Origin of the sequence: Synechocystis sp. PCC 7509, from assembly GCF_000332075.2 — a bacterium.
In the GTDB taxonomy this organism is placed as follows: domain Bacteria; phylum Cyanobacteriota; class Cyanobacteriia; order Cyanobacteriales; family Chroococcidiopsidaceae; genus Aliterella.
Map to the genome: position 1 here is coordinate 2,402,071 of NZ_ALVU02000001.1, position 25,650 is coordinate 2,427,720.

Genomic DNA, 25,650 nt, shown 5'->3' on the forward strand with positions numbered 1-25,650 from the left:
TTAAAATAATAAATACTAAGACTATTTTTACAGGAAGGTAAAGTAATTATGGCGATCGCCTTAGATAGAGCGGCATCTAAGACTATGACTCTTGAAGAGTTTTTTAGTTATGACGATGGTACGGATGCGATGTATGAGTTGGAAGATGGAAATTTGATAATTATGACGGCGGAAAGTGAAATTAATCGACGAATTGCTATGTTTCTCCTTGTCTGCTTTGTGCAACAAGGTATTTCCGCTTATCGGCTATCGATGAAAACAGAAATTGTGACGACAGGTTCGCGGGTGCGCGTTCCCGATTTAATAGTATTTTCCGAGGAGTTGGCAGCAGCGATGGTGGGAGCAAAAAGATCGACTGTAATGCCAGAAATGCCAGCGCCGCTATTAGTAGTTGAAGTGGTCAGCCCAAATCAAAGCAGTCGCGATTACCGCTACAAGCGCTCGGAGTATGGAGCGCGAGGAATTGCCGAGTATTGGATTGTCGATGCGATCGCGCAAAAGGTGACGGTGTTGGAATGGGTAGAAGGATTTTACGAAGAAAAGATATTTGTCCAAGAGAGCAAGATTGCTTCGGCTATATTTCCCAATTTAGAACTAACTGCAACTCAAATACTACAAGAATAAAAAAAGCTTGCTATTAGACTAATAGCAAGCTTCAAAGTTTAAGATCGGCGTTATAGACCTACTTAATACTTACTTTCGCACCAGCTTCTTCAAGCTGCTTCTTGGCATCTTCAGCTACGTCTTTAGTTACAGCTTCTTTAACTGGCTTTGGTGTGGATTCTACTAAATCTTTAGCTTCTTTCAAGCCCAAACCTGTCAAAGAGCGAACTACTTTTAGTACCGAAATCTTCTTATCAGCAGGTACTTCTTCCAAAATTGCATCAAACTCCGTTTGCTCCTCTACAGCTTCGGGAGCAGCCGCAGCGCCGGGGCCTGCCATCATCATCATACCGCCCGCAGGAGCAGCAGCACTTACGCCAAAGGCTTCTTCAATTTGCTTAACTAGCTCAGAAGCTTCTAGCAAAGTAAGAGTTTTTAGTTGTTCGAGAATTTGATCGGTGGTAGCAGACATTGATTAACTCCAATAAAATTGTAATTGTTTTAAACGATTAAGCTGCAACGTCGGTTTCGGCGCTGCCATCTTCTTTATCTGCCACAGCCTTGAGAGCGCGACCTAAAGAAGCTGGGACTTCATTAATGCTGACTGCCAACGCTGTAGCTACACCATTAATAGCACCAGCAATTTGAGCAATAAGCTGTTCTTTCGATGGCAAATCACCGAGGGCTTTTACGTCTGCTTCTTTCAGCAAACGCCCTTCCATGACACCGCCGCGCAGTTCGGTTTTTTTGCTGACTTTTTGAAATTCCTGGTAAGCTTTAATTGCTCCAGAAATATCTTCTTTTACTAGCAAAAAAGCTGATGGCCCTTTGAGCAATTCGTTCATTGGCTGCCAGTTAGCCTGACCGTCAATAGCAATGCCCATCAAGGTATTTTTAGATATCTTGCACACTGTCCCTGATGGACGCAAGCGCCGCCGCAAGTCCGTAATTTCAGCTACGGTTAGCCCTTGATAGTCGATGGCAAGAATTAGTTGCGCTTGGCTCAAAGTTTCTTTGATTTCCGCAACCATTGCTTGTTTATCTTTTAGCGTTCTACCCATGTTTATCTCACCTCCTTAAATAAAACATTGCTGTCCCCATAGAAAATCAAAAACCCGACAGATTCTGCCGGGTAACGAAGTCATATTTTCGATGCCATACTCTTTTTATAGAGCGATCGCATTTCCAAATACAAACCTCGGCAGGATATTAAGCGTAATCGCTCCTGCGGTCTTCGGCTTTTGCTATGAAGTTTTTGAGCTTTGTTTTCTTTGGTTTAAACTCCGTCGGTTTTCATGTCACGCAGGGCATTGATATCAACTTGAATTGATGGTCCCATTGTTGATGATACATACATTGTCCGCCAGTAGCGCCCCTTGGCTCCCGATGGACGGTTGCGTTCGATGGTTTCTTGCAATGCTTTCAAGTTTACAAGCAAATCTTCTGGTGCAAAAGCTGCCTTGCCAAACATAACATGAACTATGCCTGTACGGTCGGCACGAAATTCTAGTTTCCCAGCTTTAAATTCAGAAATCGCCCCTGCGATGTCATTTGTTACTGTACCACCTTTTGGCGAGGGCATCAAACCACGCGGGCCTAGCACCCGTCCTAGTTTGGCGACTTGAGGCATCACGTCAGGAGTAGCGATTAATAGGTCAAAATCCATCATCCCTTTTTGGATTTCATCGATTAATTCCTCTGAACCTACTAAATCTGCTCCGGCGGCTTTTGCCTCGGCTACTTTTTCACCTCTAGTAATCACGGCTACTCTAATAGTTTGTCCCGTGCCTTTGGGCAATGCTACAGTAGTTCGCAGTTGTTGGTCGGTATACTTGGGGTCAATTCCTAGCCGGATATGAGCTTCAGCAGCTTCAGAAAACTTAGCTGTTGCTGTCTCTTTCAATAACTGTAAAGCTTCCATTGGCTCGTAAGCTTTTGGTTCTACTTTTTTGTTCAGTTCTACCAGTCGGCGGGACATTTTTTTGGTCATTTTTCTCCTGGGGTTAATTGCGAAGCTGTGCCTCTCCCCCTAATAAAGTTATTTTTGGCTTAATCTATTCTAAGTTTCAGCGATCGCAACTCCCATGTTTTTCGCTGTTCCGGCGACAATTTTCATCGCCGCATCAATGTCATTGGCATTGAGGTCAGGTAATTTTGTTTGGGCAATTTCTTGTAATTGCGCCTTTGTAATCGAGCCAACGCGCTTTTTATTTGGTTCGTTTGAACCTTTTTCGATGCCTGCTGCTTTGCGAATCAACACTGAAGCTGGGGGAGTTTTGAGAATAAAGGTAAAACTCCGGTCTTCAAATACCGATATTTCTACAGGTATTACTGTCCCGGCTTGGTCGGCGGTTTTGGCATTATATTCTTTGCAGAACATCATGATATTTACGCCGTGTTGACCTAAAGCTGGCCCTACTGGTGGTGCGGGGTTGGCTTTCCCAGCGTTTAACGCCAGTTTGATTATTGCTACTATTTTTTTCGCCATCGGTTTGTCTTAGCCTTGTTTTTCGACTTGATTAAATTCCAGTTCTACGGGCGTATCGCGTCCAAAGATCGATAATAGCGCCTTTAGCTTGCTTCGTTCGGGACTTACTTCTATTACTTCGCCTTCAAAGTCTTTAAAGGGCCCTGATAAAACAATAATTTTATCTCCTTCACCAATGTTAATTTTAACTACTGGTTCTTGTTCGCTGGTTTGTTTGAAGATTCGTTCTACTTCGGCACTACTTAATGGTAAGGGTTTAACGTGACCGCGTCCCCTACCCGTACCCCGTCTTTGCTCTGCTCCCACAAAGTTTATAACATGGGATGTATTTTTTATTACCTGCCATGCTTGGTCGTAGATTTTCCATTCCCCGGTTTCCGAATCATGCCAGCGTTGCAACTTGATTAGCACGTAGCCAGGAAATACTTTTTCTTTGCTATCTAGCCTGCTGCCGTCTTTGCGGATTTTAATTGCTTGGGTTTGAGGAATTTCTATTTGAACGATTTTATCAGCGACATCTAACGTTTGGGCGCGTTGTTCTAAGTCGGCTTTTACCTTCTTTTCACAGCCAGAAGCAACTTGCACAGCATACCAACGCGCCGATGACGACGTTGAAATGGTGTTTTCGTCGTCTCTTTGTTCTTGGCGCTGATCATTAGATTCATCTGTTGCGTAGTTCATTTAGAATACCTGTTTTGATGCCCAAGAAAATAACCCGTCTACAAGGTAAATTATCCCTGCTGATAAAATTACCATTAACAAAACGGCGATTGATTCGCTAACTAATTGTTGACGACTTGGCCACACTACTTTATCTAGTTCTTCTTTTGTGCCTTGAAAAAATTTTGTTGGGCTAAATCCATTATTTGATTGAATCTCAGCTTCGTTCTTTTTATTCACGGGTAGCTTTTTGCTCCTGGAAACTTTACACCTATAACAGTTAATTATATGATTTACTGTCTCGTGGCGCTCCTAAGTTACCTTAACAGGACTTTCTTCCACACAATAATTCTGCCCGACTGCGATTGCTTACCGATCTCTCGGTTTTGACAATGCTTTCGGGCAGAACTTGTTTCAGCGCGCCCTGGAGGACTTGAACCCCCGACATCAGGTTTTGGAGACCTGCGTTCTACCAACTGAACTAAGAGCGCCCAATGTGTTAAACGGCTACAGTTTTTTAACTGCGATCGCCCAGATTTATCACTATATCACATTGTCGCTGCAAATAATAGACGTTGATGTCAACGTCTTTAACTAATCGCATCTTTACAAAGGTCGGTCAAACCTTTGTTTGATCCGGGTTGCCTTACCAACGCGATCGCGCAAGTAATAAAGTTTAGCACGGCGAACTTTACCCCGACGCAAAACTTTGATGCTTTCAATCCGGGGTGAATGAAGTAAAAATACTCTTTCTACACCTATACCTTGAAATATTTTCCTCACGGTAATGGTTTCATTAATGCCACCATTGCGCATGGCAATAACTACGCCTTCGTAAGGCTGAGTGCGTTCTTTGCCGCCTTCTTGGATTACTACACCTACCCGCACAGTATCGCCTACATAGATATCGGGTAAGTTCGACTTTAACTGCTCCGCTTCAATGGAGCGGATGATCTCTTGAGCATTCATGGTCAAATTAAAAAACTCACAAATATCAATTGTAAGTCTATAAATGCAGTTGAGTCTAGTAAATTGTCCAATTTGATGTTGCGATCGCACCAGCGTCTATCTCTAAAAGCTTATTTCGTTAACTAGATGACTTTAAGAAATTTATCTGTATATTAAGAATATTAACAAAGACTTGCGTGAAATCCCAGTCTTTAGATTATGGAAGGATCAATACTTGTGACAGCATTACCACTGGTTCAAAGCAAAGAAGCCTGTTTACTAATTGAGGAATTTTTCCAAGCCTCCGCAGGTAAATGGCGTTCAGAGCGGCGTTATTACACTTTGCCAGAGGGCGAAACTAAAGAGATGGTAAGCTTGATTGAGATTCAGTTTTTAGCTCAAGGATGCGACCAATTGCAAAAGTTGGCACAATTGCACCAATTGAGCGATTTAGAAAGTTTGACTTGTGGAGCTTACGTTAGCTGGGATAGTACCGATTCAGTATCGGGAAAAAAGCAAGCTAAAGGTTCGACAATATTTGGAGTCCGAGGAAACACACTGTATCGCGATCGCGGTTTTGCTACGCCCAAGCCTGTAAAAGCGGACTATTATTTTATTAACGACAAAACTATGTGTTTGCGAACCGAGTATAACGGCTCAGTATTTGAAGAAGAATTAAAGCTAGTTGGTAGTAATTATCGGACAAGACAAACAATTATTTCTCGTGCTGGCGAGCAACAAATGATTGGTCAGTATTTAGAAACACGTCTTGCGTAAAACTGTAGAGACGTTACATCGCAACGTCTCTACTAATCTAATAATGGCTGCCAGATTTGCGATGATGAACGGCAGTAAGACTATCTGAGTGTAATAATTTACCATTGGTTGCGATCGCATAAACTATCCAATGATCTCCAGCTTCCATGCGATTGCTAACAGAACATTCAACGTAAGCTAAAGCATCGCTAAGTACCGGAGAACCATTAGCCGCTTTTTCGGTGGCAATGCCTGTAAATCTATCCTCCCCCGGTGTAAAAGGTTTAAGAAAATGCTTCATCAAACCTAAATGTTTACCTTCAGCGAGGATATTGAGAACAAAACTTTTACCTGGATACATCAGCGATTCTACTGCTCGGTCTTTGGCTACAGCAATTGTCAAGCCGGGAGGATTAAACGTTGCTTGAGAAACCCAAGAAGCCAACATTCCACTAGCTACATCGTCTTGCTGGGAAGTGACGACACACAATGAACCTACCAATTGACCCACAGCTTGTTCGACAGTAGTAGCTGGAACTCTTGGAGTGCGAACTTTTTTAGTTTTTTTCAAAGCTTGAGCAAAATCTGTACCCGCTTCTTCGCAGAGTTTGATAATGACATCATTGGGTTTAAATTTGACGCGTAGAGTTTCAAATCCAAAACGATAGCCAGCGTCGCGGAGTTTGCTTTCAAGTAAATCAATTGCTTCACCACTCCAACCAAAAGAACCAAAGACCCCGGCAAGTTGACTGTTAGTAGCCGTAGAAAGGACAATGCCTAAAGCGGTTTGCACAGGTGTAGGCATATGACCGCCAAGAGTAGGCGAACCGATAATAAATCCGGCGGATTTTTCAATCGCTGCTTGAATTTCGGCAGGTTCTGCGACTTCGCAATTGATTGATTCGACACCAACTCCAGCTTTAGTAATTCCCCGTGCGATCGCTTGTGCTAAAGTTGCCGTGTTGCCATAAGCCGAAGCGTATAGTAAAGCTACTTTGATATCTTGAGTATTCTGTTGTTGACTCCAAGTCCGGTAAACTTGGGTTAGTTCTGGTAAAGCTTCCCGCACTAATGGCCCATGTCCTGTTGCGTAGAGTCTTACAGGAAAAGGTGCTAATTTATCTAAAGCTGTCTCTACTTGTCGGGCATTGGGAGCCATGAGACACTCGTAGTAATAACGCCTGTCTTCGTTAAATATTTCCCACCCTTCATCAAAAACTTGATCGCCGCAGATATGAGCGCCAAATAACTTATCTGTGTAAAGTATCTCAGTTTGGCGATCGTAGGTACAAAGTTGGTCGGGAAAACGAGGGTTTGGGGTGGGAATAAATTGGAGATTATGACCTTTACCTAAATCTATTGTTTCTTCTCCTTTAATAACGAGAATTTTTAAATCAATATCTGGTAGTGCAGTACGGAGGTTGATCGCACCTGGGTTTGAAGTTACAAAAGTTATTTGCGGTGCTACTTTGAGTAAGGCTTTGAGGGTGACAGCGCGGTTGGGGTTGACGTGACCTAAAATCACGTAATCTATTAGTTCTACGTCAAAACGCTGGTGTAAAGCTGCTAAATATATCTCTGTAAACGTTTCGCCGGGGGGATCGATTAGCGCTAGTTTGTCGCCGCGAATTAAGTAAGAATTGGCGGTTGTGCCTCTTGCTAAAGCATATTCAATTTCAAATCTTAACTGAGTCCAGCTACGCGATCGCAATACGCTGGTATCGGTAGCAATGGGAAGAACCTGTACGTCGCGTGGTTTCATATTCAGGTAAATAAGTTTTTGGTAAAAAGCAGAGGTTTTAAAAGTCTTTTTGTTAGTAGTAGGGGCGCAATGCATTGCGCCCCTACACCGCTTTTTGCCTCCCCTTAAAAAGGGGGGAAAATATACATCAGGGGATTTGGTTAGTAATAGTTTCCTACTTTACGATGGTGGACGGCGGTTAGAGCTTCGAGTTTTGAAACTCTCCCCGCGTCAACGGTACTGTAAACTATCCAATGATCGCTAGTTTCCATACGGGTAGTAACGACGCATTCAAGGTAAGCCAGAGCATCGGTTAATATTGGCGAACCATTTTCCGCCCTTTGGGTTTTAATCCCTGCAAAACGATCCGCACCAGGAGAGAAGCGCTTTAGAAAGTGCTTCATTAAATGTAAATGGTTTCCTTCTTCTAGCACGTTGAGGACAAAGCGATCGCCCACTTGCATTAATGACTCAATCGCTCGGTCTTTGGCAACAGCAATTGTTAACCCTAGGGGTATAAAACTTGCTTGAGACACCCATGATGCCAGCATGGCGCTAGTTAAATCGCCTTTTTGGGCTGTAATGATGTAAAGCCCGCTACTAATGCGCCCTAGAGCTTTTTCGAGGTTGCTATCGATGGCTTTAAGTTCCTTAATACTGCGATCGCGCGTTAGCCATTGTCCTAAGTCTGTACCTGCTTCCTCACAAAGTTTGTAGGTGTTTTCGGTAGGTGAAGTTTTAATCCGAATGGCTGGAAATGCTGCCGATAAACCTAAATCTCTAAACTTACTTAATAACGGATCGATAGGTTCGTCATCGCCGCCCCCAGACTCATATAAACCGATAGCTTGCTTACCTTTAGCTGCGGCTAAAACGGTACTTAGAGCGGTTTTAACGCTAGAATTTGCTGAGGTCGGGGGCATAGAAATTACTATTCCAGCGCTGCGACTGACAAGTTCTTGAATTTCCTGTAAATCGCTCGATCGCATATCGATCATTTCGACAGCGACTCCGGTTTTGGTAATCCCACTAGCTATTGATTGAGAAAGGCGATCGCTATATCCATAATCGGATACATAGAAAACCGCTACAGTAGTTTCAGCTTTAGCTTTAGTTTGACTCCAAGTCCGGTAACGTCCGGTTAATTCACAGACATTATGCTGTAACAATGGCCCGTGTCCGGTGGCGATGGTTGAAATCGTCCCTAATTCGTCCATCCGCTTCATCGCTGATAGTACCGAACGAGCATTGGGAGCCATTAAACAGTCATAATAAAAGCGAAAATCCGCTTCTATTGCCCCTAAGTCTTGATCAAAAGTATATTCATCGCAGTAGTGCAACCCAAAAGCGTCACAAGTGTAGAGAATCTGGGTTTGGCGATCGTAAGTGAACATTGTATCGGGCCAATGCAAGTTTGGCGCACTGACAAATTCTAATTCGTGTCCGTTACCCAAGTCTAAAACTTCGCCATTTTTGACAATTTGCTTTTTAAATGGCTGGTGTACCATATCTTCTAAAAACTGCAAAGCGACTTTTGACCCGACTACCGTTATTTCGGGGTTTAATTGCAGAATATCTTTAACTAATCCGCTATGATCTGGCTCGGTGTGACTGATAACTATGTAATCTATTTCTACAGGATTAATTAATTTCGTCAGCGTGTCTAAATACAACTTGCGGAATTTTTCGTGACTTGTATCTACTAAAGCTGTTTTTGCACCGCGAATTATAAATGAATTGTATGTAGTACCGTTTTGCAGTCCAAACTCGATGTCAAAGCGATCGCGCTCCCAATCTAAGGAGCGAATCGCTGTTGTGTTAGGCGCAATTTCGGCTATTTGTGTGGTTAACCGCTTTTGGTTAGTGTCAGTGAGCGCTACCATCGGTCGTCTCCTTAGCAACTACCCTTCATTCTCTCACGCGCGACAAGTAAAGTTTTATTAAAAATTTTATGGTTTGGTTAAAAAATCTTAATCATTTTAATTAGTCTGTAAATTTGCAAGATTTCTTGCTTTTTTACAGGCTTTTTTTTATTTGCTCATTAAATCTATTTATTAGCAACTACCAAAAGAGGGGCAAAGTATTCTTACTTAAGACAGACTTTGGCTAAACTACTCCTTATAATTCTGCCAATTGTAGGATGTAAAACCTGATTAATCAAGGCATTCTATTAATAAGGTTAATAGAAACCTGCGCTAAAAATTGAGGCAAAAAGATGAAACTGTTACTCACAGCTACTACTGCTACTGCAATTATCAGTACAATTTGTTTAGTAGCTCCAGTTAAAGCAGAAAATCCCGCCCACGTTCGACAGTTATTAGAAACTAATCAATGTCAAAAATGCGATTTAAAAGGAGCGGATTTAAGTAGCGCTCATTTAATTGGTGCAGATTTGAGAGATGCAAACTTACAGCAAGCTAATTTAGCAAATGCCAACTTAGAAGGAGCGGATTTGACGGGTGCAAATCTTAAACAAGCAACCTTACTAAATGCCTTTGCTTCCGATGCTATTTTTAATGAAGCCAATCTTACAGGTGTTAATTTTAGTAGCGCCAAACTCTACAATGCCGATATGGATGGCGCAATTGTAGCTGGGGCAAACTTCAACAATGCTAAACTGTACGGTGCAGACTTATCTAAGTTTTAGAAAAATCATCTACTTAGGAATTTGCTTATCTACTAAAGCAATTTGCTGAGTAAAGTAATCTTCTTGGTATTGCAACTGTTTGGCTAAATCTAAACCATTTTGAAACGCAATTAAAGCTTCGGGATAATTACCTCTTTTGATATTAATCTGTCCAATTTGATCGTAAGTGTTCATCATTCCGTAAACATTTACAGCTTGCTCGTCAGCTTGCAAAAGAATTTGACTTGTTTGTAAAGCTTCATCAATTTGATTTTGAGAGCTATACAAAGTAACTAATTTTCGGAGTGCGTCGCCTGCTTGAAAAAACTGTTGTAATGCCCACGCAGAAGTATAAGCTTGTTGATAAGCAGCAAAAGCTTGTTCTAGCTGACCTAATACTTCGTAATCATTAGCGATCGCCAAGTGCAATGTCGGAATTTCTGTAAGTAGCTTTTCTTGCTGGTAAATTGCTAGTAATTGTTGCTTAGTATCTACTGCTTGCTGGCGTTGCTTGGAGCGATCGTAAAGATAAGCTAACTGCTGCAAATATGCTAATTCCCCAGGGCGATTACTTTTAGCTTTTGCTAGACTTAGCAACTGATTGTAACTAGCTACTGCTTGGGGATAGTCAAACCAACTCAAATGTAATTCAGCAATGGTTTGTAACGTTTCTTCGGCGGCGGTGCTACCTTGGGGCTGAAGGACTAAAATCTGGTTGTAAACTGCTAAAGATGATTTTGGGACTCGTACCTGCTGGAAAGCCGTAGCTAAAGCTGTTAATAGCTGCAAATCGTTACTAGACTTTAGTTGCTGCGAAATTGTATCTAACCTTTGAGTAATTACCTGTACTTGATAGCGTTCGTTTTCCGTCCAGGCGATCGCACCGACGCGCCCCAAAGCCTGAATTTCAGCCAAAAACCCCAATACTCGCCGCAATCTCAATTCTCGATTCCAAGTCTCAAACGCGCCTAATTTATCTCCCCCACTTAACTTAGCTTGAGCTTGATTATTTAATTCATCTAACGCCACCGATAAGTTTTTTTGCTCCTCTGGAGTAGGAGAGGAGGAAGGTAGAAGCGGATCGGGGGTTTTGATTTCTAAAGGATTAACGGGAAACTCTGCGGGGGGAGCTTTTGTGGTTTGGGCGATCGCATTTGTACTAACACATAGCCAGAAAGTAGCGCCAATCAATAGTTTTAGCACCAAGCTTTGAGGAGAATTTTGTTTGTATAGCTGAGTGCTTGACTGCATAAGGTTAAAGGCGTGAATTATTCAAGTATATTGACGTACAAAAGCAAAAAATTATCCTGAAAAATGGCTAACCTCAAGCTTTAAAATACAGAAATTAGACATTTTTAAGTACATTGTCAATCAAATGACTCATTCTACCGATATTACAACTTTAGCCCGATGGATGGCTGCCGATTTTAGCAACCAGGAACAAGCTTTTGAAAATCCGCCCTTTTTTGCTCATATTCGCGTTTGTATGCGTCCCTTGCCCCTAGAATTGCTGTCAGGAGTGAGTTTTTATATCGAGCAAGCCTATGATTATATGCTTAACACTCCCTATCGAGTCCGGGTGCTGAAATTGATGGTAACAGGCGATCGCATAGCAATTGAAAACTATACTGTCAAGGAAGAACAGCAATTTTATGGCGGATCGCGCTTTAAAGAACGTCTTAAAGCTTTAACCGCCGAGCATTTAGAAAAACTACCCGGCTGCGATATGCTCGTAGATTGGACAGGTAGCGCGTTTAAAGGTGTTGTCGAACCGGGAAAAGGTTGTATTGTTTTCCGCAAAGACACAAAAACTTATTTAGATAGCGAATTTGAAATTGACGGGGATAAATTTATCAGTTTAGATCGAGGGCGAGATATTGAAACCGACGAACATATCTGGGGTTCGGTAGCGGGAGCATTTCAATTTGTGCGTAAAGCTAGTTTTGCCGACGAAGTACAAGTTAGGTAAATAAAAGCTAACTCTATCTGTTTAATTTTCCGCAGAATCTAAATTATCTTCAGGAAAAACAACATCTTCATACACCAAGGAAATTGGGCAATGAAAATCAACACTTTGTAGCTGAATTTCCATTTCTATGCCGTTTGTGCCTGTTTCTTCAGGTATATAAGGGCTTAATTCCCATATTCCTTGTTGATTTCGGCGGTAGCACTCCACAGCCATTCTATCTACGTCCACTAAGACGTATTCTTTTAAGCTGTCAATCCGACGATAATTGCTAAATTTTCGTCCCCGATCGAAGGCTTCGGTACTGGGGGAGAGAACTTCCATAATTAAGATTGGGTGATAGATTATTTTACGGGCGGTGCGATCGCTTTGGTCGCAAGTTACCGGAAAAATGGGTCTAAAGCCCCGTTGCTTCAGCACGGCTTTATATTTTCTTTGATTTTTATATTCTCCAATGTGCTATAATATACATACCGCCTAACCGACGGGCAACTTGACTCAACCGAACACGTCCTAGTAGCGTGGTGTCCGGGCAAACGTTGTATACGGTGTAGTACCGATGGGCAGTCGGGAATCGAAAGTGTCTGGGCAATCAGATCGCCGGGGATGTGTAGTTTTTGCATATCTAGGTAGTGGGTGAAACACCAGTAATGGAAATAACCAGAAAAATCTAAATCGTGAGGTTTGGAAGCTCCGCACCTTCAGGTCGGAGAGATGTCACCATCACATCTGGATAATGAAAGGGTCCATTTTGAGAAATTCCTACTTTAGCATCTGCCATAAAGACTTTACAGCCAGAACCCCGCAGGTGATTTTTTAGTGCAGAGGTGAGGTTTATAGCAATGGAGTTATGGGGTAAAATTCCCCCAGTCATAGCAAAGACTTCTCCATTTATATATTCATACTTAGGCGGCTGTAATTCTTCCCATGCCAAATACTCTGAAGGAGTCATCAATTGGGGATGTCTTTGAGCAATCATCAATAATTTATCCTTTTAAAAAAATTGACAAACTAATACCTTTAGTTTGTCATCAAAATAAAATTCAATTAAAGCGATCGCCTGCAATTGACTTACTCTCCAATTAATATATTTACTGTAAGTTAGCGGGTACAGTTTCCGGGACAGTCCAGTAATACACAGTATGCTGACGAGTTGGCCCTTGAACTTGTACAACCCGATCTGGCTTCCATTCGCCCATATCAAAATCGTGGGAGACAATGCGTGTACCAGGTTTCAGTTGCCTAAATAACTGCGGGCGCAATTTAACATTAATATCTGGCAGCAAATAGAGTGTAACTACCGTAGCCTCACTCAAATCGGTCTTAAATAGGTCTTGTTGACGAAATTGAACGCGATCGGTTACTTTTGCCGCCTGAGCATTAGCGTTAGCTTCGCTAATCCGTTCAGGGTTGATATCTATACCTACTCCCCGCGTACCGTATTTTTGCGCCGCCGCAATCACAATTCTTCCGTCACCACTACCAAGATCGTAGAGAACATCACCTTTTTTGACATTAGCTATTTGCAACATTTGAGTTACAACTTCGTCGGGTGTTGGTACGTAAGGAACATCTGGTTCGCGTTCGGGAGCTTCAACTTCAGTAGTAGCAGGAGTTTCAATTGTAGTCGGGCTTTGTTGGGCTTGAGCGTCAAAATCTCGTTGTTGGGTGCAGCCAGCAAACATTAAGCTACTAACACCGATTGCTACTACGAATAATTTTTTAAACTGCATAATTTCTCCTGGTAAGAGTTGGTTAATTTTGATAGGAAGAACGCCACAATAGCGGCAAACCAGCCACGACTACCGCCACGCCAAAAGCCGCCCCAATGCCTGTATAAACTAGGCTGGAATAGAGCAAGTAGCCGCAGACGAGGCAAAACAACATTGGCGTAATTGGATAAAAAGGAACGCGGAAAGGACGGGGAGTTTGAGGTTCTTTAGCTCGTAAAACAAATAGCGATACTCCGCTCAAAAGAAAAAAGAACCAAAAAACCGGGGCGGTGTAATCTACCATTGTTGTAAAGCCTTTACGGGTAAAACTACCCAGCAATACCAAAGCTAAAGTAATCGCACCTTGGACGAGGAGGGCATTTTTGGGAGTGTTGGCGCGATTCCAGTGTCCCAAAAAAGAAAAGGTGCGAAAATCTTGCCCCAAAGCGTAGTTAGTCCGAGCGCCAGTAAAGATATTGGCGTTAGTTGCGCCCAAAGTTGCGATCGCAATTAGTAAGCTAATAAACAATGCTCCTGGTTGTCCAAAAGCACTACGCATCAAATCGGCGGCGACAGCTTCTGATTGCGCCATTGCCGTTAATCCCAAGCCATGCAAGTAGGCAAAGTTGATTAACAAATAAATGGTAGTAATAATGCCAATACTCCACATTAGCAACCGCACCATGTTCTTTTTGACGTTGTGCAACTCCGCAGATATGTAAGCTGCTTCATTCCAGCCGCCAAAGGAAAACAATACAAAAACCATTGCCGAACCCCAGTTAGTTTGGGTGGTAGCGGGAGCAGTTACAGGTGGCACAGAGGGCGCAATAAAGGTAGCTCCGACGATAATTACCAATAGCAAACCCAAGACTTTAGCGATACTCAGCCAGTTTTGCGCCCATTTTCCTTGCTCAACACCGACAATATTTAAACTTGTTAGCAAAATCACCGCCAGGGCTGCATAAATAGACGCTGAGTAGTCGCCAAGACGTAATAACTCGGAGGCATAATCGCCAAAAACAAAGGCAACTGTAGCAATAGAGCCAGTTTGAATTACTGTCATCCGCGCCCAAGCAAATAGAAAAGCTACTTTAGAGCCAAAGGCACGCATAAAGTAATGATAATTGCCACCAGCATGAGGATAAGCTGTAGCTAATTCTCCGTAGCAAAGAGCGCCAATTAACGACATTACACCGCCCAAAAACCACGCTAGTAGCACCGCAGAATTACTACCTAAATTGCTGGCGACTATAGAGGGGGTTTGAAAAATCCCCACACCGATAACTAAACCAACAATTAGCGCTAACGCATCTCCCAGAGCGATCGCACTTTTGGGAGCGGCTACTTCACTTAAAACTACAGCCCCGTTTACACTATGCTCTGTGCGTTGTGCCATTCCACCTCCCAATGTTTTTCTAAATGCTTGAAAATTTGCGATCGCACCAATGATTATTTGCCCTCGTCAAAACTTTGACTTAAAATTAGTTTTGCAAATAAATGTGACCAGAAAGTGACAGCAGTTTTTACTCTAATTACAGTCCTGAAAAGTTATAGCCAACGCCAAGTATTACCCCTACATCTGTTTCATCAACAAACCCGACATTCACTCCGGCTGTTGCTGTAAATTGGGAGTTTATAGGTACATCTATACCACCTGTTAGTAGTACACCTACCTCAGTATCATCGCCTGTAGAAATTACTGCGCCACCGCCAATATAAGGAGCGACACTAAATCTAGTTATTTCCAAATTTTCGGCAGGAAAATCGACGGTTACAGGCAACAAAACCGATACATTATCACCAAATAAAACTGAAGGTCGTACTGACAAGTTTCGTGTTAAACCAACTTTGCTTAGGACACTAAAAGAACCTTCTCCTATACCTGTGTCACCGCCAATCCCAATGTTTCCACCAACCCCAATATAACTAGAACCAGAGCGAGTTGCTCTACCAGGATTAACACCGCCAAAAGGTGGATTACTACCATCAGAGGGCGGTGTTTGAGTTGACGGTGTTGTTGGCGTATAATCGCTCGGTGGTGTTTGAGTTGACGGTGCTGTCGGCGTACTATCGCTTGGTACAGTATTATCTAAGGGTGCTGTTTGTGTAGTATCGCTCGGTATAGTGTCATCTAAGGGTGCTGTTTGTGTAGTATCGTTTTGGGGTGCAGAAAGTTGAGCCATAAAATTATAATCGGCATCTTTGCTCTCAAAACTTGGTTTAATTTCCTCTGTATTTTCGGCAATTATTAATGTATTTCGTTCTGGTGATTCTGTAGTTTGAGCTTGGGCTGCAATCCCACTTAAAAATATAGAGGCGGTGGTCATACCAATTAACAAATAAACCTTTTTTAGACTCATAGCGATCGCAACTCCTTACTGATAAACTAACAAAAGATTAAGGGCAATAATTTTTTTGGCTTCATTGCTTTCTGTTGCGATTTACTTCTAAAGATAGAGGTAAAATTGCAATATAACAGTAGCGACAGCCGTTAAAAGATAGAGCCTTAAAAGTAATAGATTAAAAATAGTAATTATTTAATCTGTTACTTTTATAGTGATCAACAAATGTGACCACAAAGTGACAAAAACTTAAAATTTGGAACTAAGGGGCAATTTGATTTGAAAAGTAGAACCAAGCCCGACTTTACTAACAACACTAATTTGCCCGTGATGAGCTTTAACAATTTGCTCGGCGATCGCAAGTCCCAAGCCAAAACCGCCACTAGCCTTGCTACGTTCCCCCTTCACGCGATAAAATCGTTGAAAAATATGCGGCAAATGTTCCGAGGAAATGCCTACCCCACTATCGATAACTTGAATCAATCCTTGATGGGCTTGAATCGATAGTTTTAGCTGCACCGTACCGCCATCATCGGTATACTTGCAAGCATTATTAAGCAAATTCATGACTGCTTGACGAATCAAGTTTGCATCGGCTGTTATTTTTACTGGTTGCGGTGGGAAGTCGCTAATAAAATTTAGCTTTGGAGATGGAAATTTATCGGCAACTTCCGCTAATACAGCCCTTAAATCTACGTTGGACAAAGTTTCTGGGGGCAATTTTCCTTCATGACGCGCCAAAAATAACAATTGAGTGACAAGCATACTCATCAACTTAGCCGCCTCAACAATTTTTTCAAACCGTCTTTGCTGAGAATCATCTCCCGGAGGCGCAAGCAACCCCACTTGAGCATTACTAATGATTGCGGCTAAAGGATTACGCAACTCGTGAGAAGCATCCGCCGCAAAGCGCTGCAATTGGTCGTAAGATTGACGAATTGGTTGCATTGCAAGTCCCCCCAAAACCCAACCGACAAGGGCGATCGCCCCTAAAGTTCCCAGCACTACCACTGTTAGAACTATTCGCAACTGATTTAAAGCTTCTCGAACCGATGTAAAGGCGATACCAACTTGAACGTAACCGATTAATAATTTATCTTGACGAACGGGTAGCGTTACCTCACGTACCCAATCATGACGATTTTTTGTTGGCTTAATTGTTTTAAATTCTAAGATTTTTTCTAACTTTTCTGGGGGAGCAGTACCGAAAAACTGGACTATAAATCCTCTCTCGTTATACCACCGCGCATAAGTTATCGAACTATCCAAGGGTTCGGGATTATTACCCAACAACGGGACATTTTCTAAATTTACCTGTTTTTGATTTTTATAAAATTGCTGCTTGACACTAGCGGCCATGATTCTAGCTTTTTTGTAGAGTAAGCGATCGGTGGTTTCTAGTTGGTCTACAGCTTCAATGTAATAAATTAAGGAGGCAAAAATAATTACAATGCTGCCCATAGACAGAGTAAACCAACAAGCTAAGTTTTGACGGCTACGATTGAACATGAGGAGTTTGGAAGCGATAACCCATCCCGTAAATAGTCTCAATCCAATCGGTAGCATCTAACGATTGCAGACGTTGGCGCAACCTTTTAACTAAAGTAGTTACTGCATTGCTTTCCGGCTCTGTACCCCATTCCCATAGAGCGTCTTCAATGCGATTGCGGCTTAAAACTTGTCCTGGATGACGAAAAAAATATTCTAGTAACTGAAACTCCCGCGCTGTAAGTTGTACCTTATTTATGTCCCGCTCTACAGTAAGAGTATTCAAGTTTAGGCGCAATTTACCTACTGTAAGCATATCTGCTTGTAAAACAGGCGATCGCCTCCCTAACGCTCTTACCCGCGCTAAAAGTTCGATTAAATCGGTAGGTTTAACTAAATAATCATCCGCACCCGCATCTAAACCAGTAACTTTATCTGTAGTAGTATCTTTAGCAGTGAGCATAAGTACGGGTGCAGTTTTCCCTAAACTTCGATACTGACGACACAAGCTCAAACCGCTAATATTAGGCAACATCCAGTCTAAAATCAGCAAATCGTATTCTTTTTGAGATAGCAGCCATTGCGCCGTTTCTCCATCTTCCAGCCCGTCTACAATATGTCCAGATTGCAATAAAACTGTCTGGATTGGTTCTAATTGGGCGGGGTCATCTTCTACGAGTAAGATTCTCATGCTGACCGACTTCACTATTTTCTAATTTTTATGCTAGAAAAGCTAAAGCCATTTGTACGTCTTCCAGTAGTAAGAATCCTCAAGAAATAATTGAGAATGCCGCGATCGCCAATGCAAATTGTTATTACTTTCGGGCGATGACTAAAAAATATGTTTTCTATGAGTGCAGCAATCGACCGGAAAAAGTGCAGATGAATTTTTTAAAGAAGTGGTAAAATAGGAAGTTCATCAAAATAATACCCCTAAAATCACCCCGAACATGGTCAAACTGCGATTAAAGCGCTTTGGAAAAAAACGCGAAGCAAGTTACCGGATAGTAGCAATCAATAGTCGCGATCGCCGCGATGGTCGTCCTCTAGAAGAACTAGGCTTTTATAATCCCCGCACCGATGAAGTAAAATTAGACGTTCCGGGAATTATTCGTAGACTCTCTCAAGGCGCTCAACCATCGGAAACCGTGCGTAGTATTTTACGCAAAGCTAATGTTTTTGAACAAATCAGTGCCTCAACTTCTCAACAATAACTCAACAAAAATGCCCGATTATCCTGGCTTAGTGCGCTTTCTCATTGAGCCATTTTTAGAATCTACTGCCTCAATAAGTATCGATTGCGAAACTTCCGAAAATGCCGCCAGAGTTTGGATTCGCATCGCTTTTGAAGGAGAAGACAAAGGGCGAGTTTTTGGTCGTGGCGGGCGCAATATTCAAGCAATTAAGACATTAGTAGCGGCGGCGGCAGCCTGTGCTGGTCATTCAGCCTACTTAGATGTTTATGGTAGCTCTCCCTCTAACTCCTTCGAGGGAGAAATTGGAGAGCGAGAAAATTCCCCAAGAGCTAGAGAACCGCAGCGCGAAAGCGCCCCCAAGCCCGCAATTAAGCTTCGTCCTCGCTTAAATTTGGATGGTGACAGTTAATTAACGGTTAGCTTGCATTTTTAGGCGTTGCAAGCTAACTGCCAAAAACCTTTTGGCTTAGTAGCAATTACAATCTTTATCATAAAAATATTTATGGCAGAAGCATCGACGATTCAACTGCCGAGCGTTGAAAGTGCGATCGCCTTATCGGGAGAACGCGAAGAAAATCTCAAAGCGATCGCTAGGCAAACCGGAGCGTTGCTGGTACTGCACGGGCAAGAATTGTATATTTCGGGAACCCAGCCGCAAGTTGAACTAAGTTGTAAATTGGTGCGGAGTCTTGAATACTTATGGATTAAAGGCAAAAGTATTTCACAAGCAGATATTTTGACTGCTAGGCAAGCTTTGGATACCGAGCGCCAAGCGGAATTGCAAGATTTGCAGCGAGATGTTGTAGCTAAAACCCGTAAGGGTGAAGAAATCCGCGCTAAAACTTTTCGGCAAAGGCAATATATTCGCGCTCTTAATCACAACGATTTAATTTTTTGCTCCGGGCCTGCGGGTACGGGTAAAACCTTTCTCGCTGTAGTTGTTGCCATGCAAGCACTTTTAGCCAACAAGTACGATCGCATAATTTTAACTCGTCCGGCGGTAGAAGCAGGGGAAAAACTCGGCTTTTTGCCAGGAGACTTGCAGCAAAAAGTTAATCCTTATCTGCGTCCGCTTTACGATGCGATTAATGAATTTATCGATCCTGAGAAAGTCCCAAGTTTGATGGAGCGCGGCGTAATTGAAGTAGCTCCTTTAGCTTATATGCGCGGTCGCACTCTCAACAATGCTTTTATAATTGTAGACGAAGCCCAAAATACTACACCTTCTCAAATGAAAATGGTGCTGACTCGTTTGGGTTATCGTTCGCGGATGGTAGTAACGGGGGATATGACGCAGACGGATTTACCTTTAAATCAACAGTCAGGATTAGCTGTATCTTTAAAAATTCTGCAAAATGTGGAAGGTATTGCTTTTTGCGAATTTTCTCAAAAAGATGTTGTCCGTCACCCTTTGGTACAAAGAATTGTTGCTGCTTACGAACACTACGAGAAATAACGATTTTAATTATTTGCGTAATTGAAGGTGTAAAGGTTTACTCAAGAATTTTAATCTTTTCCTTTAGCACCTTTTCAACTTGTTTTGGGGCTTGCATATTTGTGAATAGTTGAATTGCCTGGTTGAAGTTTGTAATACTTTCATCTTGCTTATTCATTTTTTTATAAGTCAATCCTAATTGAAAGTAAGCTTCTGCTAAGTCGCATTTTGCCCCAATACTTTCCAACAAAGTTATTGCTTCTAAATGTTGCTGAATGGCTATTACAAATAATTTTTTTCGCCTGTTTATTTCTGCTAAAGCGTTAAGGGTTTTTGCTTGTACTTGTGTATAATGACTTTCTTGAGCAAAAAATAAGGCTCGATGATACATCTCATCTGCTTTTTCAAATTCTTTCAAATTAACGTAGGTTTGACCGATTAATTGAAGAAAATAAGCAAATCTGCCTGTATATTCTGGTACTTCTTTAGTTAAAATAGCTTGGTAAATAGGCTCTAATAAAAAACAAGATTTTTTGCTACAACCTAAATAAGAATTTATCAATGCCAAACAAACAGTTGCTTTTTCTGCCCAACGATGATGAGGAGTATCTTTAGCAAGAGCGATCGCATTCTGAAATAAGTCTGCGGCGGCGGTTAATTCCCATAAATCTATTTTGTATAAACCAATGCTTAATAGAGAATCAATCTCAATCATTTTTAAGCAATAAATAGTATGTTGACTAGGAGGCAAAGCCAGAGATGTTAAATTTTGGGTTGCTAAAGTAATCGCTTTTTCTTGGCAATCGATAGCTTGATGAATGTTGCCGACAATCCAGTAAAGATCGCCCAAAATGTTGTACATTTCGCTGAGATGGCGATCGCCGGAAATTCTATTAATTACTCCCGTAATGGCAGCTAACACGGGTTGCAGCAAACCCAAGCGATACAAAGTGCTACCCAAAGGTAAATACTGTCGCCATTGATTATTTCTAGTTTTTAAAATTACCTTAGCGGCTTTGTTAAAATCAGCAACAGCGATGTAGTGATAGTAAGCTTCCAATGCTTGCAAGCCATCTTTAATCGTCTCAATAGTCTCGATGCTATTTGTCCAAAATTCTGCGGCTTTGTGATTTACAGTTACCCACTCATCGCTAGTTCGCAATTGAGAAATCGCTTCAGCGCGAATTACTGGGTGCAAGTAATATTCATTGCGATCGCATTCCAACAAAGAGCGATTGCGTAAAGAGTTAATAATCTGTCTTTGCTCAAAAGTTGGTACATCCCAAAGCAAAGCTAAAACTCCTTGAATAGGGATTTTTGCCACATCTTGATAGCGATAGCACCCCAAACGGCAAAATAAGCGATAAGCTTGCGGATCGATGCTTTTTAGGCGGTTGACTTGACTTGAGACTAAATTTTTTAAATCTGTTGGAATTAATAAGTCTTCGTGGTTTTCTTGCCAATAGGCGATCGCATCCCCAGCAAAATCAGCTTGAATCGTACCGCACAGTATACCCATTGCTTTAGCATTGCCACCATAAGCAGCATGGATTTTTTGTAAAGTCGCAAGATCGATATTAGTTCCCTGAATACTAAAAAACTGCTGCCAAGATTCTTGAGTTAAACTCGGCAAGCGATAGTGTTCAATATTAATGCTAGGTTCGCAGAGGCGATCACGGCTGGTAATTAGCACCGTAGCTTGTACTCTAGAATCCGTCAAAACTCGCAATAGGTCTACATAGCTGCGGTGCGGGGAAATAAACTGTCCTTGGCGATCTAAAGCTGGTTCTAAGTTATCGATTAAGATGCCAATTTTCCGAGTTTGCAGTTGCTTTTTAAGTCGTGCTAAGTTAACGCCAAATTCAACGCCAGACTCCTGTTGTAAATCTTGCTTTAGCCATTCTTCTACTACTCGTTCCGCCGAAGTAATGTTTTGCGTCTCCTTTGCCATCAAAAGCTCTAAAACAACCTCAAAGCCTTGATGTAGATATTGTTGAGCTAAAGTTGTTTTGCCTAAACCGCCTTCACCTTGAATAACGATCGCTTTGTTGCCGCGATCGCTTAAATTATTGAGATGGGCGATCGCCTCAGCGCGTCCAATGAAATTATTACTTTTGGGCTGGATTTGATGGGTTACTGGGCGATCAAAGGAGTGCAAATATCTTTCTACGACACTGCGAAAGCTGATTTTGGTAATTTTTTCTCCCAATTCTCTTGAGAGCAATTTCCACAACTCGGAGCTAATATCTTTGATATGCCCTTCGGTGTAGCCGTAGTATTCGGCAATTTCTAAATATTTTCGTCCCTGCCAAACTTGCTGAAGAATAGTTCGTTGCAGTTGTGAAAGGCGTTCCCCAGTCTTCGTTAAAACTAAACTATCTACCCATATCAATGCTGCTTCAGCGTCCATACTTAGCTATGTATGAATTAAATTCAAGTATAACTTGTTACTCCTAAGAGGCAACTAATGTTGATTTTGCGATTAAACTTATTTCCGACTTTTCCGACCTTTGAGCCGAAAAAACTCCCGACTTCTACCGACTGACAAATGCTTTTAGTTTCTCTTAGCTTTAAAGCATAGAGGCAAGCAATTAAAAAAATATGATAGACACGCTGCAATTCCATCTATCTACAACAGATTTAGCAGGTCAAAATTATGGGCAAATTCAAGAGCGCGTTAAGTTTTTAGTTAAGCATTATCTAGCAAAAGAAGAACTAGGCGATCGCTTACAAGATTTACCCCTTCAATTTAATCATCCCCAACCGCGTCCTTGGCAAGGAATCGATTGGCAGTCTATCAACCTCGATCAAATTGTTGGCATTAACCCAGAGGTGTTTCTATCAATTATTTTAGGCTCAATAGACACAGAAGCACCAATTCGCGGCTATACGCAAACAAGCAGACAGTATTTAAACACTTTGCACCCCCAACTAGCACGTTTTGTCGGCGGAATTGTCGAAAATGGCTCTTTAGTAGAGATTGGGTTGTGGGAAAAAGAGGAACGCCAACATACTCCAGCTTTAATTAAAATCTACACCCAGCTAACAGGCAAAAAAGTAACTCCTAATGTCCGTGCTGTTAGACAATATCAACCTTCGGGAGATTATTACACAGACCTTTATATTCATGGACTGCACCGCGTCGCCACTGAATACGGTGCAACCTGTCTTTATCTCTGGCTGGTGGCGCATACAACGGGGCAATTGCAAATGGTTCTAGAAGAATTAGTCAAAGACGAAATGAACCACATGACCAAGTTTTGGGGATTTGGAGTTTGGGCATTCCCTGACAACTCACTGCTGAAAATTGGACGCACATTGATAAAACAGCGCCCTATTTATAGCAAAAGCCGTAGTAGTTTGCTTGGAACTCTAAGCCGCATGAGCGAGGTGTTGAACTGGCAACACTGGTCTTTGACCAATCGAGCAACTTTTACTTTCACCTGCATTTATATTCTTAACCATCTTTGGAGTTGGAGTAAAAGCCTAACTCCAGAATACTTGCAAGAACTATTTGGCGAACCCTTAACTACTCAAGAACCACAAATTTTATGATCGATCTTTCAAAATTACCAAGTGATTTAAACCCCCAACTCTTACCTCCGCACGTAGCGATAATTATGGATGGTAACGGGCGATGGGCTACCAAAAAAGGATTACCGCGCGTTGCGGGACATCGCCAAGGTGCAAGAGCGCTCAAAGAACTGTTGCGTTGTTGTAAAGATTGGGGAATTAAGGCGCTGACTGTTTATGCTTTCTCAACAGAGAACTGGCGACGACCATTTGCAGAAGTAGATTTTTTGCTGATGCTATTTGAAAAATTGCTCAAGCGAGAATTAGCCCAAATGCACCAAGAAGGGGTCAGGGTATCGTTTATTGGGGATTTGTCAGCTTTACCTGAGTCTTTGCAAAACCAGATCGAGCGATCGCAAAAAGAAACCGCGCAAAATCAAGAAATCTACTTTAATGTTGCCGTTAATTATGGTAGCCGTAATGAAATAACTAGAGTTTGTCATCAAATAGCAACTAAAGTTCAACAAGGAAAGCTGAAGCTTGAGGAAATTAGCGAAAGTTTAATTTCTCAACACCTTTACACGGCAAACACTCCCGATCCAGACTTGCTAATTCGTACTAGCGGCGAGATGCGACTAAGCAATTTTTTACTCTGGCAATTGGCTTATACAGAAATGTATTTTACCAATATTCTTTTTCCCGATTTTGATCGCAATGCTTTTTATCAGGCGTTGTTAGACTACCAAAAGCGCGATCGCCGTTTTGGTAAAATAGCGGTTTCTGCTTAGTTAGCGGTTTCTCTACTGGCAATTCGGCTCTATTGATGCCACGAGCTATTGTAGTTTGTGACAGCGAAAAGTCTGTGGGGAAGGTTTCCTTCCGCAGAGCTTTTCAAGACATGGGAGTAGGATAGTAAAGTTAGCAATTTTCAGCAAAACGCGACTTCTCTTTATTAATTCTCTTTTCTAATTACTTATGACCTCCAACACTTTGAAAGAATTTCTAGAATCCTGTGAAACCCTCTCTACGCTGCGGCTAATTGTCACCAGCAGCGCGGCGGTGTTGGAAGCGCGAGGAAAGATTCAGAAGCTTTTTTATGCCGAATTGCCCAAGGGTAAGTATGCAAATATGCACACTGAAGGGTTTGAATTTCATTTGAATATGGATGAAATCGTCCAAGTGAAGTTTGAGACGGGAGAAGCAAAGCGAGGGAATTTTACTACCTACGCGATTCGGCTATTGGATAAGGAAGGAAAATCAGCGCTAAGTCTGTTTTTGCAATGGGGGAAGCCGGGGGAGTACGAAGATGGACAGGTTGAGGCTTGGCAGGCTCTTAAAGCGCAGTATGGCGAAGTTTGGACACCAGAACCTGTAGGCGAACTATAACGAGGCGTAGAGGGAATTGAAAGGCTTTTGGTGCTTGGTTTTAGTGGTGTTTTTTTTGGGTGGTGCGGCGCAAGCTGGACAATTAGAAAGTAGCCTTGCTGGTTTTCCGCGTTGGCAAAAGCTAACAGTACAAGCGGCTTCGGGGGATCTGATTTATCCCGATTGGATGGCGGGTACTTGGAATGTAACGAGTACCTTAGTAGATGTAGCCGCGCCTTTAGCTCCCGATCTAGTTACGCCAGGTTTTGAAAGCAATCGCCGCAGTTTAAATGTACCTGTAAGCTTTACAGTGCGCTTTGTACGGGATGCAAAGCAAAATTTGGTTGCCGATCGCGCTTTTAATGGTTTGAACCTAGCAAAGGCTTATCTAGGTCGCTCTGTTATTGCTGTTAAAACCGATCCAACTTCTCCTAATAAACAAATTACTTTGTTAAAAAGCGATCGCACTCTCCTATCTTCCGTTACTGGACGCGCTACAGAATCGTTACAAAATAACAAGTTTATTACGGCTGAGGTGTTTCAGCAATTGTTTAAAGGCGGTTCGCAACCTTATTTCAATGAGGTTGAAAGCACTACGGCTTATCAATATCTAGCTAATTCAACTATTGAAGCCGATCAAGTTACGGCGGTTTATCTTTCTCCTCAAGATCCTGATTATTTTAAAGCCAATTCTCAACCTGTGACTTTGTATCGCTACCGTCTGGAGTTTTTGCACCTTGATGTCTCTCCGCAGTGAGATGTTTATTTTGGCTGCTTTAGTTTAGGATTTTGCTTGCTGCTAAAGACTTCT

29 protein-coding genes, 1 tRNA gene and 1 other annotated feature are annotated in these 25,650 nt (G+C 42.1%); of the genes, 11 read left to right on the top strand and 19 right to left on the bottom strand.

Translation table 11 applies throughout. The annotated features are described in order from the left end of the window. The first annotated feature begins 48 nt into the window (after positions 1-48). The gene (locus SYN7509_RS0212055; RefSeq protein ID WP_009631900.1) at positions 49-624 is read left to right on the top strand and encodes a Uma2 family endonuclease; all 576 of its coding nucleotides are present in this window, start codon (positions 49-51) and stop codon (positions 622-624) included. A 58-nt stretch (positions 625-682) separates the two neighbouring features. Here the strand turns inward: SYN7509_RS0212055 and rplL are convergent, their stop codons facing one another. The 8 genes from rplL to rplS form a co-directional block, all read right to left on the bottom strand. After that, the gene (gene rplL / locus SYN7509_RS0212060) at positions 683-1,075 is read right to left on the bottom strand and encodes a 50S ribosomal protein L7/L12 (RefSeq protein WP_009631901.1); all 393 of its coding nucleotides are present in this window, start codon (positions 1,073-1,075) and stop codon (positions 683-685) included. Positions 1,076-1,112: 37 nt separating this feature from the next. Next, positions 1,113-1,664: a 50S ribosomal protein L10 gene (gene rplJ / locus SYN7509_RS0212065; protein ID WP_009631902.1), complete on the bottom strand. Its 552-nt coding sequence runs from the start codon at positions 1,662-1,664 to the stop codon at positions 1,113-1,115. 38 nt (positions 1,665-1,702) lie between these two features. Next, positions 1,703-1,859: a sequence feature (ribosomal protein L10 leader region), on the bottom strand. 20 nt (positions 1,860-1,879) lie between these two features. Continuing rightward, positions 1,880-2,593, bottom strand: coding sequence for a 50S ribosomal protein L1 (gene rplA, locus SYN7509_RS0212070; protein ID WP_009631903.1), 714 nt, complete (start codon positions 2,591-2,593; stop codon positions 1,880-1,882). 69 nt (positions 2,594-2,662) lie between these two features. After that, the gene (gene rplK, locus SYN7509_RS0212075; protein WP_009631904.1) at positions 2,663-3,091 is read right to left on the bottom strand and encodes a 50S ribosomal protein L11; all 429 of its coding nucleotides are present in this window, start codon (positions 3,089-3,091) and stop codon (positions 2,663-2,665) included. A gap of 9 nt (positions 3,092-3,100) precedes the next feature. Continuing rightward, on the bottom strand, positions 3,101-3,772 hold the full coding sequence (gene nusG / locus SYN7509_RS0212080) for a transcription termination/antitermination protein NusG (protein ID WP_009631905.1): 672 nt from the start codon (positions 3,770-3,772) through the stop codon (positions 3,101-3,103). Then, positions 3,773-3,991, bottom strand: a complete 219-nt coding sequence (gene secE, locus SYN7509_RS0212085) for a preprotein translocase subunit SecE (RefSeq protein WP_009631906.1) — start codon at positions 3,989-3,991, stop codon at positions 3,773-3,775. 178 nt (positions 3,992-4,169) lie between these two features. Further along, a tRNA-Trp gene (locus tag SYN7509_RS0212090) sits at positions 4,170-4,242 on the bottom strand. A 115-nt stretch (positions 4,243-4,357) separates the two neighbouring features. Continuing rightward, a complete protein-coding gene (gene rplS, locus SYN7509_RS0212095) occupies positions 4,358-4,726 on the bottom strand; it encodes a 50S ribosomal protein L19 (RefSeq protein ID WP_432205684.1) in 369 nt (122 codons plus the stop codon). Between the two features lie 192 nt (positions 4,727-4,918). Between rplS and SYN7509_RS0212100 the strand changes: the two genes are divergently transcribed. Further along, positions 4,919-5,476, top strand: coding sequence for a phycobiliprotein lyase (locus SYN7509_RS0212100; protein WP_009631908.1), 558 nt, complete (start codon positions 4,919-4,921; stop codon positions 5,474-5,476). Between the two features lie 37 nt (positions 5,477-5,513). On the opposite strand, the gene SYN7509_RS0212105 is transcribed toward SYN7509_RS0212100, so the two are convergent. Both SYN7509_RS0212105 and SYN7509_RS0212110 read right to left on the bottom strand, forming a co-directional pair. Next, complete coding sequence (locus SYN7509_RS0212105; protein WP_009631909.1) at positions 5,514-7,217, bottom strand: diflavin flavoprotein; 1,704 nt, start codon at positions 7,215-7,217, stop codon at positions 5,514-5,516. A 140-nt stretch (positions 7,218-7,357) separates the two neighbouring features. After that, the gene (locus tag SYN7509_RS0212110; protein WP_009631910.1) at positions 7,358-9,079 is read right to left on the bottom strand and encodes a diflavin flavoprotein; all 1,722 of its coding nucleotides are present in this window, start codon (positions 9,077-9,079) and stop codon (positions 7,358-7,360) included. Positions 9,080-9,411: 332 nt separating this feature from the next. Here SYN7509_RS0212110 and SYN7509_RS0212115 point away from each other — a divergent pair, with 332 nt between their 5' ends. Beyond that, a complete protein-coding gene (locus tag SYN7509_RS0212115; RefSeq protein ID WP_009631911.1) occupies positions 9,412-9,843 on the top strand; it encodes a pentapeptide repeat-containing protein in 432 nt (143 codons plus the stop codon). Positions 9,844-9,852: 9 nt separating this feature from the next. Here SYN7509_RS0212115 and SYN7509_RS0212120 read toward each other — a convergent pair whose 3' ends face one another. Continuing rightward, a complete protein-coding gene (locus tag SYN7509_RS0212120; RefSeq protein ID WP_009631912.1) occupies positions 9,853-11,073 on the bottom strand; it encodes a tetratricopeptide repeat protein in 1,221 nt (406 codons plus the stop codon). A 124-nt stretch (positions 11,074-11,197) separates the two neighbouring features. Here SYN7509_RS0212120 and SYN7509_RS0212125 point away from each other — a divergent pair, with 124 nt between their 5' ends. Further along, on the top strand, positions 11,198-11,791 hold the full coding sequence (locus SYN7509_RS0212125) for a chromophore lyase CpcT/CpeT (RefSeq protein ID WP_009631913.1): 594 nt from the start codon (positions 11,198-11,200) through the stop codon (positions 11,789-11,791). A gap of 21 nt (positions 11,792-11,812) precedes the next feature. On the opposite strand, the gene SYN7509_RS25815 is transcribed toward SYN7509_RS0212125, so the two are convergent. From SYN7509_RS25815 to rppA, 7 genes are all read right to left on the bottom strand, one after another. After that, positions 11,813-12,208 carry a Uma2 family endonuclease gene (locus SYN7509_RS25815; RefSeq protein ID WP_009631914.1) on the bottom strand — a complete coding sequence of 132 codons (396 nt, stop codon included), beginning with the start codon at positions 12,206-12,208 and terminating at the stop codon, positions 11,813-11,815. Between the two features lie 250 nt (positions 12,209-12,458). Further along, positions 12,459-12,767, bottom strand: coding sequence for a Uma2 family endonuclease (locus SYN7509_RS0212135; RefSeq protein ID WP_009632328.1), 309 nt, complete (start codon positions 12,765-12,767; stop codon positions 12,459-12,461). A 112-nt stretch (positions 12,768-12,879) separates the two neighbouring features. Continuing rightward, positions 12,880-13,521: an SAM-dependent methyltransferase gene (locus SYN7509_RS0212140; protein ID WP_009632329.1), complete on the bottom strand. Its 642-nt coding sequence runs from the start codon at positions 13,519-13,521 to the stop codon at positions 12,880-12,882. Between the two features lie 22 nt (positions 13,522-13,543). Continuing rightward, a complete protein-coding gene (locus SYN7509_RS0212145) occupies positions 13,544-14,896 on the bottom strand; it encodes an APC family permease (RefSeq protein WP_009632330.1) in 1,353 nt (450 codons plus the stop codon). Positions 14,897-15,032: 136 nt separating this feature from the next. Further along, positions 15,033-15,860, bottom strand: a complete 828-nt coding sequence (locus SYN7509_RS30690) for a hypothetical protein (protein ID WP_009632331.1) — start codon at positions 15,858-15,860, stop codon at positions 15,033-15,035. A gap of 231 nt (positions 15,861-16,091) precedes the next feature. After that, the gene (locus SYN7509_RS0212155; protein WP_009632332.1) at positions 16,092-17,351 is read right to left on the bottom strand and encodes a sensor histidine kinase; all 1,260 of its coding nucleotides are present in this window, start codon (positions 17,349-17,351) and stop codon (positions 16,092-16,094) included. Then, positions 17,338-18,021, bottom strand: a complete 684-nt coding sequence (gene rppA / locus SYN7509_RS0212160) for a two-component system response regulator RppA (RefSeq protein ID WP_009632333.1) — start codon at positions 18,019-18,021, stop codon at positions 17,338-17,340. Before rppA ends, SYN7509_RS0212155 begins: the two co-directional genes overlap by 14 nt. 259 nt (positions 18,022-18,280) lie before the next feature. Here rppA and rpsP point away from each other — a divergent pair, with 259 nt between their 5' ends. The 3 genes from rpsP (at position 18,281) to SYN7509_RS0212175 (ending at position 19,982) form a co-directional block, all read left to right on the top strand. After that, the gene (rpsP, locus tag SYN7509_RS0212165) at positions 18,281-18,544 is read left to right on the top strand and encodes a 30S ribosomal protein S16 (protein ID WP_009632335.1); all 264 of its coding nucleotides are present in this window, start codon (positions 18,281-18,283) and stop codon (positions 18,542-18,544) included. A gap of 10 nt (positions 18,545-18,554) precedes the next feature. Next, entirely contained in the window at positions 18,555-18,935 is a 381-nt protein-coding gene (locus SYN7509_RS0212170; RefSeq protein WP_009632336.1) for a KH domain-containing protein, read from the top strand. A 93-nt stretch (positions 18,936-19,028) separates the two neighbouring features. After that, positions 19,029-19,982 (top strand): PhoH family protein, encoded by a 954-nt coding sequence (locus tag SYN7509_RS0212175; RefSeq protein WP_009632337.1) that lies wholly within the window; start codon positions 19,029-19,031, stop codon positions 19,980-19,982. 37 nt (positions 19,983-20,019) lie between these two features. Here SYN7509_RS0212175 and SYN7509_RS0212180 read toward each other — a convergent pair whose 3' ends face one another. Then, positions 20,020-22,371 carry a tetratricopeptide repeat protein gene (locus SYN7509_RS0212180; protein ID WP_009632338.1) on the bottom strand — a complete coding sequence of 784 codons (2,352 nt, stop codon included), beginning with the start codon at positions 22,369-22,371 and terminating at the stop codon, positions 20,020-20,022. Positions 22,372-22,562: 191 nt separating this feature from the next. On the opposite strand from SYN7509_RS0212180, the gene SYN7509_RS0212185 reads away from it, so the two are divergent. The 4 genes from SYN7509_RS0212185 to SYN7509_RS0212200 all read left to right on the top strand — a co-directional run bounded on the left by SYN7509_RS0212185 (position 22,563) and on the right by SYN7509_RS0212200 (position 25,596). Further along, positions 22,563-23,516, top strand: a complete 954-nt coding sequence (locus SYN7509_RS0212185; protein WP_009632339.1) for a hypothetical protein — start codon at positions 22,563-22,565, stop codon at positions 23,514-23,516. Then, positions 23,513-24,262 (top strand): isoprenyl transferase, encoded by a 750-nt coding sequence (locus SYN7509_RS0212190; RefSeq protein ID WP_009632340.1) that lies wholly within the window; start codon positions 23,513-23,515, stop codon positions 24,260-24,262. The genes SYN7509_RS0212185 and SYN7509_RS0212190 overlap by 4 nt, the downstream gene beginning before the upstream one ends. Before the next feature lie 187 nt (positions 24,263-24,449). Next, positions 24,450-24,860 carry a ChuX/HutX family heme-like substrate-binding protein gene (locus SYN7509_RS0212195; protein ID WP_009632341.1) on the top strand — a complete coding sequence of 137 codons (411 nt, stop codon included), beginning with the start codon at positions 24,450-24,452 and terminating at the stop codon, positions 24,858-24,860. A gap of 43 nt (positions 24,861-24,903) precedes the next feature. Beyond that, positions 24,904-25,596, top strand: coding sequence for a DUF6816 family protein (locus tag SYN7509_RS0212200; protein ID WP_009632342.1), 693 nt, complete (start codon positions 24,904-24,906; stop codon positions 25,594-25,596). Positions 25,597-25,650: the final 54 nt, after the last annotated feature.

What these genes read in the sequence shown, in the direction of transcription:
- SYN7509_RS0212115 (WP_009631911.1), top strand. Translation starts at nt 9,412, where the DNA reads ATGAAACTGTTACTCACAGCTACTACTGCTACTGCAATTATCAGTACA.
- SYN7509_RS0212195 (WP_009632341.1), top strand. Translation starts at nt 24,450, where the DNA reads ATGACCTCCAACACTTTGAAAGAATTTCTAGAATCCTGTGAAACCCTC.
- SYN7509_RS0212125 (WP_009631913.1), top strand. Translation starts at nt 11,198, where the DNA reads ATGACTCATTCTACCGATATTACAACTTTAGCCCGATGGATGGCTGCC.
- rplL (WP_009631901.1), bottom strand. Translation starts at nt 1,075, where the DNA reads ATGTCTGCTACCACCGATCAAATTCTCGAACAACTAAAAACTCTTACT.
- SYN7509_RS0212100 (WP_009631908.1), top strand. Translation starts at nt 4,919, where the DNA reads ATGGAAGGATCAATACTTGTGACAGCATTACCACTGGTTCAAAGCAAA.
- SYN7509_RS0212175 (WP_009632337.1), top strand. Translation starts at nt 19,029, where the DNA reads ATGGCAGAAGCATCGACGATTCAACTGCCGAGCGTTGAAAGTGCGATC.
- SYN7509_RS0212110 (WP_009631910.1), bottom strand. Translation starts at nt 9,079, where the DNA reads ATGGTAGCGCTCACTGACACTAACCAAAAGCGGTTAACCACACAAATA.
- SYN7509_RS0212135 (WP_009632328.1), bottom strand. Translation starts at nt 12,767, where the DNA reads ATGATTGCTCAAAGACATCCCCAATTGATGACTCCTTCAGAGTATTTG.
- SYN7509_RS0212170 (WP_009632336.1), top strand. Translation starts at nt 18,555, where the DNA reads ATGCCCGATTATCCTGGCTTAGTGCGCTTTCTCATTGAGCCATTTTTA.
- rplK (WP_009631904.1), bottom strand. Translation starts at nt 3,091, where the DNA reads ATGGCGAAAAAAATAGTAGCAATAATCAAACTGGCGTTAAACGCTGGG.
- SYN7509_RS0212145 (WP_009632330.1), bottom strand. Translation starts at nt 14,896, where the DNA reads ATGGCACAACGCACAGAGCATAGTGTAAACGGGGCTGTAGTTTTAAGT.
- SYN7509_RS0212185 (WP_009632339.1), top strand. Translation starts at nt 22,563, where the DNA reads ATGATAGACACGCTGCAATTCCATCTATCTACAACAGATTTAGCAGGT.
- rplJ (WP_009631902.1), bottom strand. Translation starts at nt 1,664, where the DNA reads ATGGGTAGAACGCTAAAAGATAAACAAGCAATGGTTGCGGAAATCAAA.
- SYN7509_RS0212155 (WP_009632332.1), bottom strand. Translation starts at nt 17,351, where the DNA reads ATGTTCAATCGTAGCCGTCAAAACTTAGCTTGTTGGTTTACTCTGTCT.
- SYN7509_RS0212055 (WP_009631900.1), top strand. Translation starts at nt 49, where the DNA reads ATGGCGATCGCCTTAGATAGAGCGGCATCTAAGACTATGACTCTTGAA.
- SYN7509_RS0212180 (WP_009632338.1), bottom strand. Translation starts at nt 22,371, where the DNA reads ATGGACGCTGAAGCAGCATTGATATGGGTAGATAGTTTAGTTTTAACG.
- SYN7509_RS0212190 (WP_009632340.1), top strand. Translation starts at nt 23,513, where the DNA reads ATGATCGATCTTTCAAAATTACCAAGTGATTTAAACCCCCAACTCTTA.
- SYN7509_RS30690 (WP_009632331.1), bottom strand. Translation starts at nt 15,860, where the DNA reads ATGAGTCTAAAAAAGGTTTATTTGTTAATTGGTATGACCACCGCCTCT.
- nusG (WP_009631905.1), bottom strand. Translation starts at nt 3,772, where the DNA reads ATGAACTACGCAACAGATGAATCTAATGATCAGCGCCAAGAACAAAGA.
- SYN7509_RS0212140 (WP_009632329.1), bottom strand. Translation starts at nt 13,521, where the DNA reads ATGCAGTTTAAAAAATTATTCGTAGTAGCAATCGGTGTTAGTAGCTTA.
- SYN7509_RS0212120 (WP_009631912.1), bottom strand. Translation starts at nt 11,073, where the DNA reads ATGCAGTCAAGCACTCAGCTATACAAACAAAATTCTCCTCAAAGCTTG.
- rpsP (WP_009632335.1), top strand. Translation starts at nt 18,281, where the DNA reads ATGGTCAAACTGCGATTAAAGCGCTTTGGAAAAAAACGCGAAGCAAGT.
- rppA (WP_009632333.1), bottom strand. Translation starts at nt 18,021, where the DNA reads ATGAGAATCTTACTCGTAGAAGATGACCCCGCCCAATTAGAACCAATC.
- SYN7509_RS0212105 (WP_009631909.1), bottom strand. Translation starts at nt 7,217, where the DNA reads ATGAAACCACGCGACGTACAGGTTCTTCCCATTGCTACCGATACCAGC.
- rplA (WP_009631903.1), bottom strand. Translation starts at nt 2,593, where the DNA reads ATGACCAAAAAAATGTCCCGCCGACTGGTAGAACTGAACAAAAAAGTA.